Origin of the sequence: Sphingomonas sp. S2-65 (assembly GCF_021513175.1) — a bacterium.
In the GTDB taxonomy this organism is placed as follows: Bacteria; Pseudomonadota; Alphaproteobacteria; order Sphingomonadales; family Sphingomonadaceae; genus Sphingomonas.
This window is the reverse complement of the sequence record NZ_CP090953.1, coordinates 1,039,769-1,053,410: the sequence shown is the minus strand read 5'-3', so window position 1 is coordinate 1,053,410 and position 13,642 is coordinate 1,039,769. Positions and strand designations below refer to the sequence as shown.

The 13,642-nt window shown below is 65.9% G+C and carries 13 protein-coding genes; 1 reads left to right on the top strand and 12 read right to left on the bottom strand.

The features are described from left to right. Nucleotides 1–3: 3 nt before the first annotated feature. Nucleotides 4–486, bottom strand: a complete 483-nt coding sequence (locus tag LZ586_RS04925; RefSeq protein ID WP_235078555.1) for a UPF0262 family protein — start codon at nucleotides 484–486, stop codon at nucleotides 4–6. Between the two features lie 80 nt (nucleotides 487–566). Here LZ586_RS04925 and LZ586_RS04920 point away from each other — a divergent pair, with 80 nt between their 5' ends. Beyond that, a complete protein-coding gene (locus LZ586_RS04920; protein WP_235078554.1) occupies nucleotides 567–2,063 on the top strand; it encodes a replicative DNA helicase in 1,497 nt (498 codons plus the stop codon). A gap of 196 nt (nucleotides 2,064–2,259) precedes the next feature. On the opposite strand, the gene LZ586_RS04915 is transcribed toward LZ586_RS04920, so the two are convergent. The 11 genes from LZ586_RS04915 to astD all read right to left on the bottom strand — a co-directional run bounded on the left by LZ586_RS04915 (nucleotide 2,260) and on the right by astD (nucleotide 13,601). Then, a complete protein-coding gene (locus LZ586_RS04915; RefSeq protein ID WP_235078553.1) occupies nucleotides 2,260–3,504 on the bottom strand; it encodes an adenosylmethionine--8-amino-7-oxononanoate transaminase in 1,245 nt (414 codons plus the stop codon). Further along, nucleotides 3,501–4,130 (bottom strand): dethiobiotin synthase, encoded by a 630-nt coding sequence (gene bioD, locus LZ586_RS04910; protein ID WP_235078552.1) that lies wholly within the window; start codon nucleotides 4,128–4,130, stop codon nucleotides 3,501–3,503. Before bioD ends, LZ586_RS04915 begins: the two co-directional genes overlap by 4 nt. Further along, nucleotides 4,127–5,251 (bottom strand): 8-amino-7-oxononanoate synthase, encoded by a 1,125-nt coding sequence (locus LZ586_RS04905; protein ID WP_235078551.1) that lies wholly within the window; start codon nucleotides 5,249–5,251, stop codon nucleotides 4,127–4,129. Before LZ586_RS04905 ends, bioD begins: the two co-directional genes overlap by 4 nt. A gap of 43 nt (nucleotides 5,252–5,294) precedes the next feature. Then, nucleotides 5,295–6,059 (bottom strand): phosphoadenylyl-sulfate reductase, encoded by a 765-nt coding sequence (locus tag LZ586_RS04900; protein ID WP_413777328.1) that lies wholly within the window; start codon nucleotides 6,057–6,059, stop codon nucleotides 5,295–5,297. 4 nt (nucleotides 6,060–6,063) lie between these two features. Continuing rightward, on the bottom strand, nucleotides 6,064–6,489 hold the full coding sequence (locus LZ586_RS04895) for a DUF934 domain-containing protein (protein WP_235078549.1): 426 nt from the start codon (nucleotides 6,487–6,489) through the stop codon (nucleotides 6,064–6,066). Continuing rightward, nucleotides 6,486–6,905 (bottom strand): RidA family protein, encoded by a 420-nt coding sequence (locus LZ586_RS04890; RefSeq protein WP_235078548.1) that lies wholly within the window; start codon nucleotides 6,903–6,905, stop codon nucleotides 6,486–6,488. The genes LZ586_RS04895 and LZ586_RS04890 overlap by 4 nt, the downstream gene beginning before the upstream one ends. Continuing rightward, nucleotides 6,898–8,532 (bottom strand): nitrite/sulfite reductase, encoded by a 1,635-nt coding sequence (locus tag LZ586_RS04885; protein WP_235078547.1) that lies wholly within the window; start codon nucleotides 8,530–8,532, stop codon nucleotides 6,898–6,900. The genes LZ586_RS04890 and LZ586_RS04885 overlap by 8 nt, the downstream gene beginning before the upstream one ends. 277 nt (nucleotides 8,533–8,809) lie before the next feature. Beyond that, nucleotides 8,810–9,106, bottom strand: coding sequence for a DUF2849 domain-containing protein (locus LZ586_RS04880; RefSeq protein WP_235078546.1), 297 nt, complete (start codon nucleotides 9,104–9,106; stop codon nucleotides 8,810–8,812). Beyond that, complete coding sequence (gene cobA, locus LZ586_RS04875) at nucleotides 9,103–9,888, bottom strand: uroporphyrinogen-III C-methyltransferase (protein ID WP_235078545.1); 786 nt, start codon at nucleotides 9,886–9,888, stop codon at nucleotides 9,103–9,105. The genes LZ586_RS04880 and cobA overlap by 4 nt, the downstream gene beginning before the upstream one ends. Nucleotides 9,889–10,420: 532 nt before the next feature. Then, nucleotides 10,421–11,776, bottom strand: coding sequence for a glycoside hydrolase 5 family protein (locus LZ586_RS04870; protein WP_235078544.1), 1,356 nt, complete (start codon nucleotides 11,774–11,776; stop codon nucleotides 10,421–10,423). A gap of 409 nt (nucleotides 11,777–12,185) precedes the next feature. Then, complete coding sequence (gene astD, locus LZ586_RS04865) at nucleotides 12,186–13,601, bottom strand: succinylglutamate-semialdehyde dehydrogenase (RefSeq protein WP_235078543.1); 1,416 nt, start codon at nucleotides 13,599–13,601, stop codon at nucleotides 12,186–12,188. Between the last annotated feature and the right edge of the window lie 41 nt (nucleotides 13,602–13,642).

Here is a 13,642-nt window from a genome sequence, read left to right as displayed (position 1 = left end):
TGCTCAACCCTTGATGTGGAGGACGCAGAGCAGGGTGAAGAGCCGGCGGGCCGTGTCGAAATCAACCTCGATCTTCCCCGTAAGCCGTTCCTGGAGCAGCTCGGCGGCTTCGTTGTGCGCCGCGCGGCGGGCCATGTCGATCGGCTCGATATGCTGGGGAGATGCGGCGCGTACCGCCTGGAAATAGCTGTCGCAGATCGCGAAATAATCCCGGATCGGGCGCCGGAAGCGGGCAAGGCCCAGAACGATGGTCTCGAGATGCGACTCGTCGGCGCGGCGGATCTCCAGGACCAGCCGGTTTTCCTGGACACTGAGATGCAGCCGGTAAGGGCCCGCATAGCCATCGGCGTGGCGGCGCCGGGGCGCGAAATGATTCGCCGCGAGCAGGTCGGTGATGGCGACCTGCCGCTCCTGCTCGATGTCCGCCGAGCGCCACAAAATGGTGCGCTCGTCGAGCGTCACGTCTATGATGCGCGGGTCGGCCATGCGCGGTCCCTATCCGGTCATGCCCGTTATCCACAAGCCGCACAGTTGATGCGGCGGCGGGTATGCGCGACAGGCAGATCATGGCTCAACCAATACCGTTCCCCGCTCCTGAAGTGCCTGAAGGCATCAGCCTGCCCGCCAATGTGGAGGCCGAGGCCGCACTGCTCGGCGCGATGATGATCGACAACCGCGTCGCCGAGGACGTTCTTCAAAAGATCCGCCCGGAGCATTTCTTCGAGCCGTTGCACGGGCGCATCTATGATGCGATCTCGACCATGGTCGGCGACAACCGTCTGGCGACGCCGGTGACGCTGCGCCCGCTGTTCGCCGCCGACGCGGCGATGAAGGAACTCGGCGGCCCGGCCTATCTGGCGCAGCTGACCGGCAACCCGGCTAGCCTGATCGGTGCGCGCTCGTTCGCCGACCAGATCTACGACCTGGCAATGCTGCGTGCGCTGGTGACGGTGGGCCGCGATCTGGTCGATGGCGCGCTCGACACCAGCCAGGACATCAACCCGGCCAAGCAGATCGAGCAGGCCGAATTGAAGCTCTACGAAGTCGCCGAGAAGGGCGACAGCGACGCCGGGCTCAAGTCGTTCAACCGCGCTTCGATCATGGCGGTGCGCCAGGCTGAAAAGGCGATGAACTCGGGGGGCGGCATCTCCGGCGTCACCACCGGGCTGAGCGATCTCAACGCCTCGACCGGCGGGTTCAACCGCTCCGATCTTCTGATCCTTGCAGGTCGCCCGGGCATGGGTAAGACCTCGCTGGCCACCAACATCGCCTTCAATGCCGCCAAGCGCTATGCCGACGATATCGAGGGCGGCATTCCCGAGGAAAAGTCGATCGGCGCGCCGGTCGCTTTCTTCAGCCTGGAAATGTCGGCCGATCAGTTGGCGATGCGTATCCTGTCCGAACAGGCCGAAGTGGTGTCGGAAAAGCTGCGCACCGGCCAGATCAGCCATGCCGAGTTCCAGAAATTCGCGCGCGCGGCGGGCGATCTGGAGAAGCTGCCGTTGTTCATCGACGATACGCCCGGCCTGACCATCGCCGCGCTGCGCACCCGTGCGCGGCGCATGAAGCGCCAGCACAAGATCGGCATGGTGATCGTCGATTATCTCCAGCTGCTGACCGGCAGCGCCAAGGCCTCGGGCGACGGGCGCGTACAGGAAATCTCGGAGATCAGCCGCGGCCTGAAGACGCTGGCGAAGGAACTGAATGTGCCGGTGCTGGCGCTGTCGCAGCTCAGCCGCGCCGTGGAAAGCCGCGAGGACAAGCGGCCGCAGCTCTCGGACCTTCGCGAGTCGGGCTCGATCGAGCAGGACGCCGATATCGTGCTGTTCGTGTACCGCGACGAATATTATCACGACTTCAAGGCACCGACCAAGGTGCCCGACGGCACCGAAACCGCCGAAGAGCGCATCGCCTATGAAGAATGGCAGGCCAAGCAGCTGGAGGTCGCCAACAAGGCGACGGTCATCATCGCCAAGCAGCGCCACGGTGCGACCGGATCGGTGCACATGCGCTTCGATCGCCAGTTCACCAAGTTCAGCGACCTGGTGCATGAGGAATATTGAGGCGATTGTTTGGTTCGCGAGGAGGCGCGGAGGCTTTCAGTAGCCATGGCCGCGTCACGTGCGCGACGTGCTGAGCAACCGGATTTGGTATCAGCCGTGAGATCGTGCGCGCTTTGCTCTCTTTGCGCCTCCGCACGAACTACTTTCTTCGCGTCATAGCGCCTTCGCGTGAAATCAGGACGCGCGGCAGAAACCGTCAGCGTTGCAGGAACTCGCCGATCACCGCGTAGATCAGGTCAAGGTCGGCGTCCTCGATGCAGTAGGGCGGCATCACGTACACCGTGTTGCCCAGCGGGCGGAGCAGAACGCCCCGGCTCCGCGCCAGCGCCCCGAGGGCGGGCCCCATGGCGGCTAGATAGTCCGAGTTCGGGTCGGCTACCTCGAACGCCGCAATCGTACCCAGGCGGCGGGCATTGCGGACGCTTGCGTGGGCAGACAGCGCGTCAAGCCGCCGCTGCTGGCGCACGCCCAATGCCGCGATCCTGTCGAGCACCGGCTCTTCGCGCCAGATGGCCAGATTGGCGTTGGCTGCCGCGCAGGCCAGCGGGTTGGCGGTGTAGCTGGACGAGTGGAAGAACATCCGCGCGCGATCGCTCGAGCGATGCGCTTCGAAGATCGGCGCCGTCGCCAGTGTGACGGCGAGCGGCACCGAGCCGCCGGTCAGGCCCTTGGAGAGGCAGAGGATGTCGGGAACGATCCCGGCCTGTTCGCAGGCGAGCAGGGTGCCGGTGCGGCCCCAGCCGGTCATCACTTCATCGGCGATGAACAGCACCTCGTAGCGCGCGCAGATCGCCCGCATCTCCTCAAGCACCGCGGGCGTATAGGTCTTCATGCCGCCGGCGCCCAGGATCAGCGGCTCGACCAGGAAAGCAGCCGGCCCCTCTCGGCACTGCGCTTCCAACGCATTGAGCGTCGCCTGCTCGCGGCCGGCGTCGGGAAAGGGGATAGTGGCGACATCGAACAGCAATGGCTGATAGGGCCGGTTGAACACGCCCCGCGCCCCGACCGACATGCCGCCGACGGTGTCGCCGTGATAGCCATGCTCCATCACGACGACCCGGTGACGCGGCGCGCCATGATTGTCCCAGAAGCCCAGCGCCATTTTCAACGCCACTTCGACGCTGGTCGAGCCGCTGTCGGAAAAGAACACATGGGCGAGCGGCGCGGGCAGTATCGCCGTCAGGCCCCGCGCGAGGTCTTCAGCCGGGGCATGAGTCCAGCCGGCGAAGATGATCTGGTCGAGTTGAGCCGCTTGCGCCTGGATCGCGGCCATGATCCGGGGGTGACAATGGCCATGCGTCGTGACCCACCATGAGGAGATCGCGTCGACATAGCGCTCGCCCGAGCGTGCGTGCAGCACCGCACCTTCGGCGCGGGCGATCTCGGGGATTTCCTCACCAAGCCCGTGTTGCGTGAAAGGGTGCCAGACGGGCGAGTTCACGCGGTGAAGTCCCCCAGGCGAAAGTTCTGCGCAAAGGCTTGGCCAAGACGGCCGGGATCCAGCGAGGCGAGGATCGGCAGGCGACCGAGCCGGCGGGCCTTGCCGATCGCGCAGATCGTCGCCTCGCTGTCCTCGTTCGCGTCGCCGACAAAGGCGATGCCGAGCATGTTTACCCCCCGTGCGCGCAACGCTTCCAGGGAAAGCAGGCTGTGGTTGATCGTGCCCAGCGCGGTGCGGGCGACAAGGACGGTGGGAAGCCCCCACCGGGCGAACAGATCCGCGTAGAGCAGGGTGCGCGTGACGGGCACGAGCACGCCGCCGGCGCCTTCGATGATCAATTGGCGCTCGATTTGGGGAAGCTGGAGGCGTTTCGGCTCGATTTCGACCCCGTCGATCTCGGCAGCGCGGTGGGGAGAGCAGGGCGTGCGCAGGCGATAGGCGGGGGGAAGGATGCGCTCGGGCGGAAGCGCGGCAAGCTGCGCGACGGTGTCGCTGTCTTCGCCTTCCTCGAGCCCACTTTGCACCGGTTTCCAATAGGTTGCGTCCAACGCCGCAGTAAGTGCCGCGGCAAAGACGGTCTTGCCGATGCCTGTATCGGTGCCGGTGACGACGATGGCGCGGGTCATTGTGCCTCTCCGGTAAGCGCCTGCGCCAGTGCCGCGACGTCGTCAAAAGACACATTCAGCGTCAACGAGATGCGCAACCGCGACGTCCCTGCTGGCACGGTAGGAGGGCGGATGCCCCGGACATCGAAGCCCTGCGCCTGAAGCGCGGCAGCGACGTGCATGGTGCGGGCATCGTCGCCCAGAACGAGCGGGAGGATCTGCGACCCTGTTGCGCGGGCTCCTGCGGGGACGAGCAACCGGTGCGCATGGGCGACCAGCGCGTCGAGCCGCTCGCGACGTTCGGGCTCATCCTGAAGGATGCGCAGGCTCTCGCGCACGGCTGCGGCCATAAGCGGGGAGGGGGCGGTGGAGAAGATGAAGGCCCGTCCGCGATTGACCAGGAAGTCGGTGACGATCGCGGGTCCTGCGATCAGCGCCCCTTCGCACCCCAGTGCCTTGCCGCAGGTATGCAGGCTGACGACATTGTCGCGGGAGGCCATTGCGGCGGAAAGGCCACGGCCATGCGCGCCGAACACACCGGTTGCATGCGCTTCGTCGATAAGCAGGATCGCGCCGGTGCGATCCGCCAGCTCGGCAAAGCCGGGCAAGGGCGCCTGGTCGCCGTCCATGCTGTAGAGGCTTTCCAACGCGATCCACGGGCGGCCGATGCCGCCCTGTCGGCGCCAGCTGGAGATCACATCCTCGAACGCCGTGATGTCGTTGTGCGTGGCTGGGTGACTGCTCGCTCGACTAAGCCGCATGCCTTCATGGGCGCTGGCGTGGATCAGCTCATCATAAACGATCAGGTCGCCGCGTTGAGGCAGCGTCTCGAACAGCATGGCGTTGGCAGCATAGCCGCTCGACAAGTAGAGGGCGGATTCGCTGCCGAAGAATGCAGCGGCTTCGGCCTCAAGCGCTTGATGCTCCGGGTGATTACCGCGCAGCAGTCGCGAGCCGCCGGAACCTACAGGCACGCCGCGGGTCAGCGCGCCGTCGATCGCTGCGGCGAGGCGAGGCGAACTGGCGAGGCCAAGATAATCGTTCGAGGCGAAGTCGCGGCCAGTCCGGGGTGCCAGCACCCGGCGCCGACTTGCGGCACCCAGCGCCGCCAAGTCGCGATCGAGGTCGGGAAACAGGGCCATCGGCTCGCGTAACCACAAACGGTGGCGTACGCCAAGCGCCGGCTCAGAACACCGGCTGGTCCGGGTCGTCATCCTTCGCCGGCGTGTGGATGCCGCATTCGGTCTTGTTCCAGCCACGCCAACGTCCGGCACGTGGGTCTTCGCCCGGTTTGACGATGCTGGTGCATGGTGCGCAACCGATCGATGCGTATCCTTGCTCGACAAGTGGATGCTGGGGAAGGTTGTGCCGGGCGAAATAGGCATCCAACTCAGCCTTGGTCCAGTCTGCGAGAGGGTTGAACTTCATCCGGCCGGTGTCATCGCTGGGGTCGACCTCGAAGCGGGCCAACGCATTGCGTGTGCTGGCCTGGAACGACTTGCGCCCGGTGATCGTCGCGTCGAAACCGACTAGCGCGCTGGCGAGCGGCACGACCTTGCGGATCTCGCAGCAGCCGTCGGGATCGAACGACCAGCGCAATTCGGTGGCGTCGCGTGCGGCGATCACCTGCGGGTCTGGCTGAAGATTGCGCAGGTCTCTGAGGCGCAGACGGGCGGCGAGTTCATCACGATAGGCGAGCGTTTCAGGAAAGTGCCTGCCGGTATCTAGGAACAGCACGGGCACGCTTGCGTCGACGCTTGCGACCAAGTGAAGCAGTGTTGCGGCTTCCGCGCCGAACGAGGACACCAGCGCGATCTCGCCGAGCAGGTGCTCGCGCAGAACCGCCTGGAGTACTTCTTGCGTCGTAGCGTCGCGGAAGCGGGTGTTGAGCCGAATCGCATCGGCCGCCGTGAAGCAAGGTGCGACGTCCACCCGGTCGATCTTTCGCATTGCTTCAGCCATGGCGGCGTTTCCAGACGGGGACATGGCCGTCCGCGGCAGCCTGATATGTATGCTCGTAGCGGGTGAGGCTGGCGTGGAGCACGGCTTCGTCCACCGGCGCCTCGGGTGCGAAGCTGTCGAAGCCGCAGCGGCGCATCAGCGGGATTTGATCCACCAAGACGTCGCCCTGCGCGCGTAGTTCGCCGGCATAGCCCGCCTCTCGCAGGATCCGGGCGGAGGAATAGCCACGGCCATCGCGAAACTTGAGGAAGCTGACTTCCACCAGAGCGATGCGGTCGAGATGCGGCAGGAGCACGCGAGCGTCCTCGCCGGCTTCGATGCGGACGGCCGTGGCGTTGGACTGGCCCAGAAATCCGTCAAGTGTGACGGCTGGTTCGTCATGCGCGTCATCGTCGCGGTAGCGCAGCAGGCTGGTCATGCTGGCGATCCCTGCAGAAGTTGGCCTTGCGGAAGTTGCGCGACGACCTTGATCTCGAAGCGGAAGCCGGCGAGCCAGTTCACGCTTACACCCGTGAGCGTAGGGTAGGGCGCTTCGCCCCAATAGTCGGGCAGGACCTTCATCAGCGTTTCGAAATCCCCGTCGGGATCGATCATGAACAAGGTCGTATCGACCACGTCGGCGAAGGTGCAGCCCGCCGCCTCAAGGATCGCCACGAGATTGTCGAAGGCGAGGCGGATCTGGGCTTCGGTGTCCGGTTCGGGGCTACCGTCGGTACGTGCGCCGACCTGGCCCGAAACGAACAATAGGCCACCTGCGCGGATTGCCGGCGAGTAGCGATGCTCGGCGAACAGGGCGTGGGGGTTTGCGGGAAATACCGCGTCGCGCTTAGCCATAGATGGCCTCCTTGAATGGCTCCATGCCGATGCGGCGATAGGTGTCGACGAAGCGCTCGCCTTGTTCGCGTTGGGCGAGATAGACGTCGGTGGTCTTCTCGATCGCGTCGACGATGCCATCTTCTGAGAAACCCGGGCCGGTAATCTTGCCCAGACTGACGTCCTCCGCGCCCGAGCCGCCTAGGAGAAGCTGGAAGTTTTCGGTGCCCTTACGGTCTACGCCGAGGATGCCGATGTGGCCGGCGTGGTGGTGGCCACAGGCGTTGATGCAGCCGCTAATCTTGAGCTTCAGTTCACCCAGGTCGCGCTGGCGGTCGAGGTCCGAAAAACGGGTCGCGATCTTCTGCGCCAGGGGGATCGAGCGGGCGTTGGCGAGGCTGCAATAGTCGAGACCGGGGCAGGCGATGATGTCGCTGATCAGGTCTAGATTGGGTTCGGCCAGGTTTGATTCTTTGAGTATCTGGTAGACGGGGTAGAGGTCGCGTTTGGCGACGTGGGGGAGGACGATGTTCTGGGCGTGGGTTACGCGTAACTCGTTGAAACTGAAGCGTTCCGCCAAGTCGGCCATGACATCGATCTGATCCGCGGACGCGTCGCCCGGGATTCCGCCGCTCGGCTTCAGGCTGATGTTGACGATCGCGTAACCCGCTGTTTTGTGAGCAGAAACATTCTGATCGACCCAAACGGCGAAGTCGGGATCGGTGCGATCGATGTCGTCAGAAAGCCCGTTTTCGTACGGCGGCGGCGCAAAATGCGCGGAAATACGCTCAAGCTCCACGCGTGGCGGATCAATTGCGAGCTTCTTCACTTCGAGGAACTCATCCTCGACCTGCCGGCGATAGTCGTCGGCGCCGATCTCGTGGACGAGGATCTTGATCCGCGCCTTGTACATGTTGTCGCGGCGGCCATAGCGATTGTAGACGCGCAGGCAGGCCTCGAGATAGCTGATGAAGTCTTCGTAGGGCACGAAATCGCGGATCAGCGGCGCGATCATCGGCGTGCGGCCCATGCCGCCACCGACATAGATGCGCCCGCCGAATTCGCCGGCGTCGTTCCGGACGATCTGGATGCCGATATCGTGGAGGCGCATCGCCGCCCGGTCGGTGTCCGACGCGATCACCGCGATCTTGAACTTGCGCGGGAGGTACGTGAATTCGGGGTGGAAGGTGCTCCACTGACGCAGCAGCTCGGCCCAGGGACGCGGGTCGGTCAGCTCGTCGGCGGCGGCGCCCGCATATTGGTCGGAGCTGATGTTGCGGATGCAATTGCCGCTGGTCTGGATGGCGTGCATCTCGACCGTGGCGAGTTCTTCCAGGATGTCGGGCGTGTCGCCGAGCTTGATCCAGTTGAACTGGATGTTCTGCCGCGTGGTGAAATGGCCGTACCCGCGATCATATTTGCGCGCGATGTGGCCGAGCATGCGCATCTGGCGCCCGTCGAGGGTGCCATAGGGCACGGCGACGCGCAGCATGTACGCGTGCAGCTGGAGATACAGGCCGTTCATCAGCCGCAGCGGCTTGAACTGATCCTCGGTCAGATGGCCTTCGAGGCGGCGGCGAACCTGGTCGCGGAACTCGTCGATCCGCGAGGCGACGATGGAATGGTCGTATTCGTCGTACTTGTACATCAGATCGCCTGGAGTTGGGGGGCGCTTTGGGGCGTGAAGAAGAGTGGGTTCACGCGAAGGCGCGAAGACGCGAAGGAAGAAGAAGTTAGAGGTTCGCGCAGAGGCGCGGAGGCGCAGAGAGATATGCTTGCGGCTTCGGCCGGGAGACCTTCGACTCCTCTCGGCACGCTGCTCCGGCGGGAGATTTCCTGCCGCTGACGCGGCGACTGACTCTCCGCGCCTCCGCGCCTCTGCGCGAACCTCTTCTTCGCGTCTTCGCGTCTTCGCGTGATCAAATTCATATCACCCAGCTTCCGGCGTTGGGGTCTGCCGGCTTGAGCGTCAGGTCCGGCCGCACGGTGGGGCCGAGCGCGCGGATGCGGTCTTTGATGTGGGCGGGGCGGGGGCCCTCGGGCGTCGCCTCGGCTTCGATCACATAGGGCGTGTTGACGCGGCGGGCGGCTTCCTCGGTATGGGCGAGGATGTCGCCCTGGTCGCCGACGTCCTTGGCGTCCTCGATATGGCGCGACCAGCCTTCGCCGGTCCACCAGGTGACGTCGCCGGTGACGAGGTCGTTGCCGGTGAGCAGCCTCATGCCAGCACCTCCGCCGCCTGGGCCCATTTGGCGAGCTTGTCCTGCGCGTCGGCCAAGCGGACGACTTCGCCGACGACGATCACGGCCGGGCTCTTCACGTCTTCGCGCGCGACCATCGGGCCGAGATCGGCGAGCAAGGTACGCAGCGCGCGGTGGCCCTGGAGCGTGGCGCGTTCGAGGACGGCGACGGGCATGTCGGGGGCGACGCCGTCGGTCATCAGCTTGTCGGCGATGGCGCTGGCGGTGGCGACCCCCATGTAGATGACCAGCGTGCGGCCCTTGCCGGCGAGGCCGGACCAGTCCTGGTCGGTCAGGCCCTTGCACTGGCCCGCGACGAAGCTGACCGCGCTGGACCAGTCGCGATGAGTGAGGGGGAGCATCGCTTCGGCTGCGGCGCCGAGGGCTGCCGACACGCCGGGGATGACTTCGACCGGCAGGCCGGCTTCCCGGACGGCTTCGACTTCCTCGCCGCCGCGGCCGAAGATGAACGGGTCGCCGCCCTTCAGACGCACGACGATCGCGCCGGTCTTCACATGCGCGACGATGAGGGCGTTGATCGACTCCTGCGGCAGGGTGTGGCGGCTGCGGCGCTTGGCGACCGAGATGCGGTGCGCCTGGGGAGCGAGATCGAGCACGCGCGGATCGACCAGGCCGTCATGGACGAGGACGTCGGCTTGGGCGAGCGCCTCGACGGCGCGGACGGTGAGCAGGCCGGGATCGCCGGGGCCTGCACCAACCAGGATGACGCGGCCGCGTGCGGCGGGATCGAGGAGAGATGCCATGGATGGCAGATGGGCCTGTGGGCCTTGGGCGGCAATCGACGGATGCTTGGGGGGGACGTAGCGGAACTTTTGTGTGGGGGTGAGACGAGGATCCTCCCCCGCCAGGGGGAGGTGGCATGCGCAGCATGACGGAGGGGGAGGTGAGCGACCACAGCCGGCAGGGAGTCCTCCCCCTCCGACGCCTTTGGCGCCACCTCCCCCTGGCGGGGGAGGATGTTGGTTCACGCGAAGGCGCGAAGACGCGAAGGAAGGCAGAAGAAGGTAGAGGTTCGCGCAGAGGCGCAGAGGCGCAGAGAAGAAGTGAGAGAAAGGCCGCGCAGCGGCAGGAATGATTTTACGGGCCCAGCACGCTGCGATGCTTGCGGTCTTCCGATCGCGTCGCTGGGCAAACCGTCTCTGCGCCTTCGCGCCTCTGCGTGAACCCCTATCTTCTTCTAAACCCTTCGCGTCTTCGCGCCTTGGCGTGAAATCAACTTAGCGATGGGGCGACAGAAGAAGCGGGATCCCGGCTCAAGGCCGGGATGACTGGGGGCTAGCGGGCGGCGGTGGGGGCTGCTGCGACGGCTAGCGCCTGGGCGTGGGACTTGATCAGGGCGTGCGTGGAGGCGTCGGTGTCGTAGACGCCGTACCAGCCCTGGGGCTCATGGGGCGGGTCGCCGACCCAGCTGGTGTCGCCGGTGCGGAAGCGGTGGTCGCCGTGGACGGCGCGGCCTTCGCCGTTCCAGGCCCAGAAGTTGGAGCCGGCGATCGGTCCGCCGGTGCGGACGCTGTCGCGCACCGCGGCCAAGATCTGGCCATAATAAAGGTCCTTGAAGGCTGTCGTGCTTTCGGGATCATAGCCGCCGCCGTCGCGGGGATAGCCGAACTCCTCGATCACCAGCGGCTTGTTCAGGCCGCGCGCGAGCGCTTCGTGCTGCTGGAGATATTCGGCGACCTTGGCGCGGCCGGCTTCGTGGGTGCCGGGCAGGTCCTTGGCGCTTACCCAGCTCCAGTTGAGCGGCCAGATATGCGCGGTGCAATAATCGATCTCGGGGAAGCCGTGCTCGGTGTTGTAGATGTCGGCGCGCTCGACGCTGCCCTTCAGCCCCTCGCTGCCGGTCGAGACGAGGTGGTTCTGGTCGAGCGTCTTGATGAGGCGGGCGGTGCCGCGGACCCAATCCTGGAAGAAGGGGAGGTTGCGCGCGGCGACCTGTGGCCCGCCGCCGGGGCGTGGCTCGTTGGCGAGCTGCCAGGCCATGATCGTGGGATCGTCGCGATAGGGCGTGCCGGTGACGGCATTGGTGCGCCCGACCAGCGCGCGGACCCAGTCGTGGTAGAGCGCGATCGCCTTGGGCGTGCGGTAGAATTCCGATGTCGCGTCGGCGAATTGCGGCCAGGGGTGGGCGGGGTCGTTGGCGTCGATGTACTTCCCGCCGTTGACGTAGCTGAGATACGTCATCATGCCGCCCGACCATTCCCAGAAATTGGTGAGGTAGAGCACCGCCTTCATGCCGCGCTTGCCCATTTCGGCGAGGCAGAAGTCTAGCCCGTCGAGCAGCGCGGGATTGTAGACGGTGCCGCGGCTGCGGAAGCTGGGGCTGACTGCGTTCTTGAGCGGCGATGTTTCCGAGGAGGCGAGCAGGCGCAGGTTGGTGACGCCGATCGACTGGAGTTTGTCGAGCTCGCGGCGGAGGCGGTCGCGGTTGCCGTATTCGGTATTGGCGCCGAGATAGGCGCCGTACCAGATGTTCGCGCCTACGAAGCGGTAGGGCTTGTTGCGGAGCGTGAGCCGGGTGCCTTCGCGGCGGACGAATTGGCCGGGTGTGGCCTTGGCGAGGGTGGTGGCGGGGAGTGCCAGCGTGCCGGTCAGGGCTGCGGCGGCGCCGAGTAGGTCGCGGCGGGTGGTCATGTGGTGGGGCCCCTCTCTTGTGTTTGGGGAGGGGTGTAGCTGCGGTGAGGGCTCGACGTAAATCCTCCCCGGAACGGGGAGGGGGACCGCCAGCGCTCGCTGGTGGTGGAGGGGGATATCCCCAAGCGATACCCCTTGTGGAGAGCCCCCTCCACCAGCTTCGCTGGTCCCCCTCCCCGTGCCGGGGAGGATTTATTTGGGTCACGCGAAGGCGCGAAGCTCGCGAAGAAGATAGTGGTTCGCGCAGAGGCGCAGAGGACGCAGAGAAGAAGCTGGTTCAGCCGCAGGAATTATCGCTAGTCGGCGATTAGCCTTGGGGTGCTTAGTCTCCCGACACAGTGGCAGGTCCTGTTTCTCTGCGTCCTCTGCGCCTCTGCGCGAAAAAATCTTCGCGTCTTCGCGTGAAAGATCAGGCGTCGCGCAGGCCGAGGCCGATCGAGGCGCGGGCTTGTTCGGATTCGGAGGACACCACCGGATAGGCGCAGTAATCCGCCGCGTAATAGGCGCTGGGGCGGTGGTTGCCGGACCAGCCGACGCCGCCGAACGGCGCGGAGGAGGAGGCGCCGTTGGTGGGGCGGTTCCAGTTGACGATGCCGGCGCGGATATTGGCCCAGAACTGGTCGTAGAGGCGCGGGTTCTGGCTGACCAGGCTGGCGGACAGGCCGTAGCGGGTGTCGTTGGCCTCGGCGATCGCTTCCTCGAAGCTGGTCTTGCGGAAGACCTGGAGGATTGGGCCGAACAGTTCGACATCGGGCTTGTCGGTGGCGTTGGTCATGTCGAGGATGCCCGGGGTGAGGAACGGGCGGCCTTCGATCGGGCGCTCCATGTGGCGGATCGGTCGGCCGCCGAGCGTGAGCAGCGCGACGAAGCTTTCGGTCAGCATGTCGGCGGTGTCGTTGTCGATCACCGGGCCCATGAACGGGGCGGGATCGGCATGCGGCTCACCGATGATCAGCCGGCCGACCAGCTTGAGGATCTCGGCCAGCAGCGGCTCGGCGAGCGCTTCGTCGACGATCAGCCGGCGGGCGGCGGTGCAGCGTTGGCCGGCGGTGGTGAAGGCGGACTGCACGACCAGCACGGCGGCGGAATATAGGTCGGGGGTGTCCCAGACGACGATCGGGTTGTTGCCGCCCATCTCCAGCGCGAGGATCTTTTCGGGGCGCGTGGCGAACTGGCGGTTGAGGGCGATGCCGGTGTTCGCCGAGCCGGTGAACAGCAGGCCGTCGATGTCGGGGTGGCCGGCGAGCGCCTTGCCCTGGTCCGGGCCGCCGATCAGCAGGCGGATGCATCCCTCAGGCAAGCCGGCGGCGTGGAAGCATTCGACCAGGAACGCGCCGCTGGCGGGGGTCTTTTCCGACGGCTTGAACACCACCGCGTTGCCGGCGAGCAAAGCGGGGACGATGTGGCCGTTGGGCAGGTGGGCGGGGAAGTTGTAGGGCCCGAGGACCGCGAGCACCCCGTGCGGCTTGTGCCGGAGCGCCAGGCGGGTGTTCATCGGGGCTTCGATGCGGCGCTGGCCGGTGCGTTCGGAATAAGCGGTGACCGACACGTCCACCTTGGCGATCACCGTCTCGACTTCGGTGCGCGCCTCCCAGATCGGCTTGCCGGTCTCGCGCGCGATCACATCGGTGAAGGCATCGGCCTTTTGCCGGACGACGTTGGCGAAGCGGCGCAGTGCCTCGATCCGATAGGCGAGCGGGCGCGCGGCCCATTCGGCCCAGCTTGCACGCGCGGTGGCGACCTCCGCATCGACGTCGCCGATGCGCTGGCGCCAGAGCACGGCGCCGGTCGCCGGCTCGGTGGAGATGATTTCCTGTCCCGGCATTATCGTTCTGGTGTCTGCCCCCGGAGATGTGGCTACGCTCT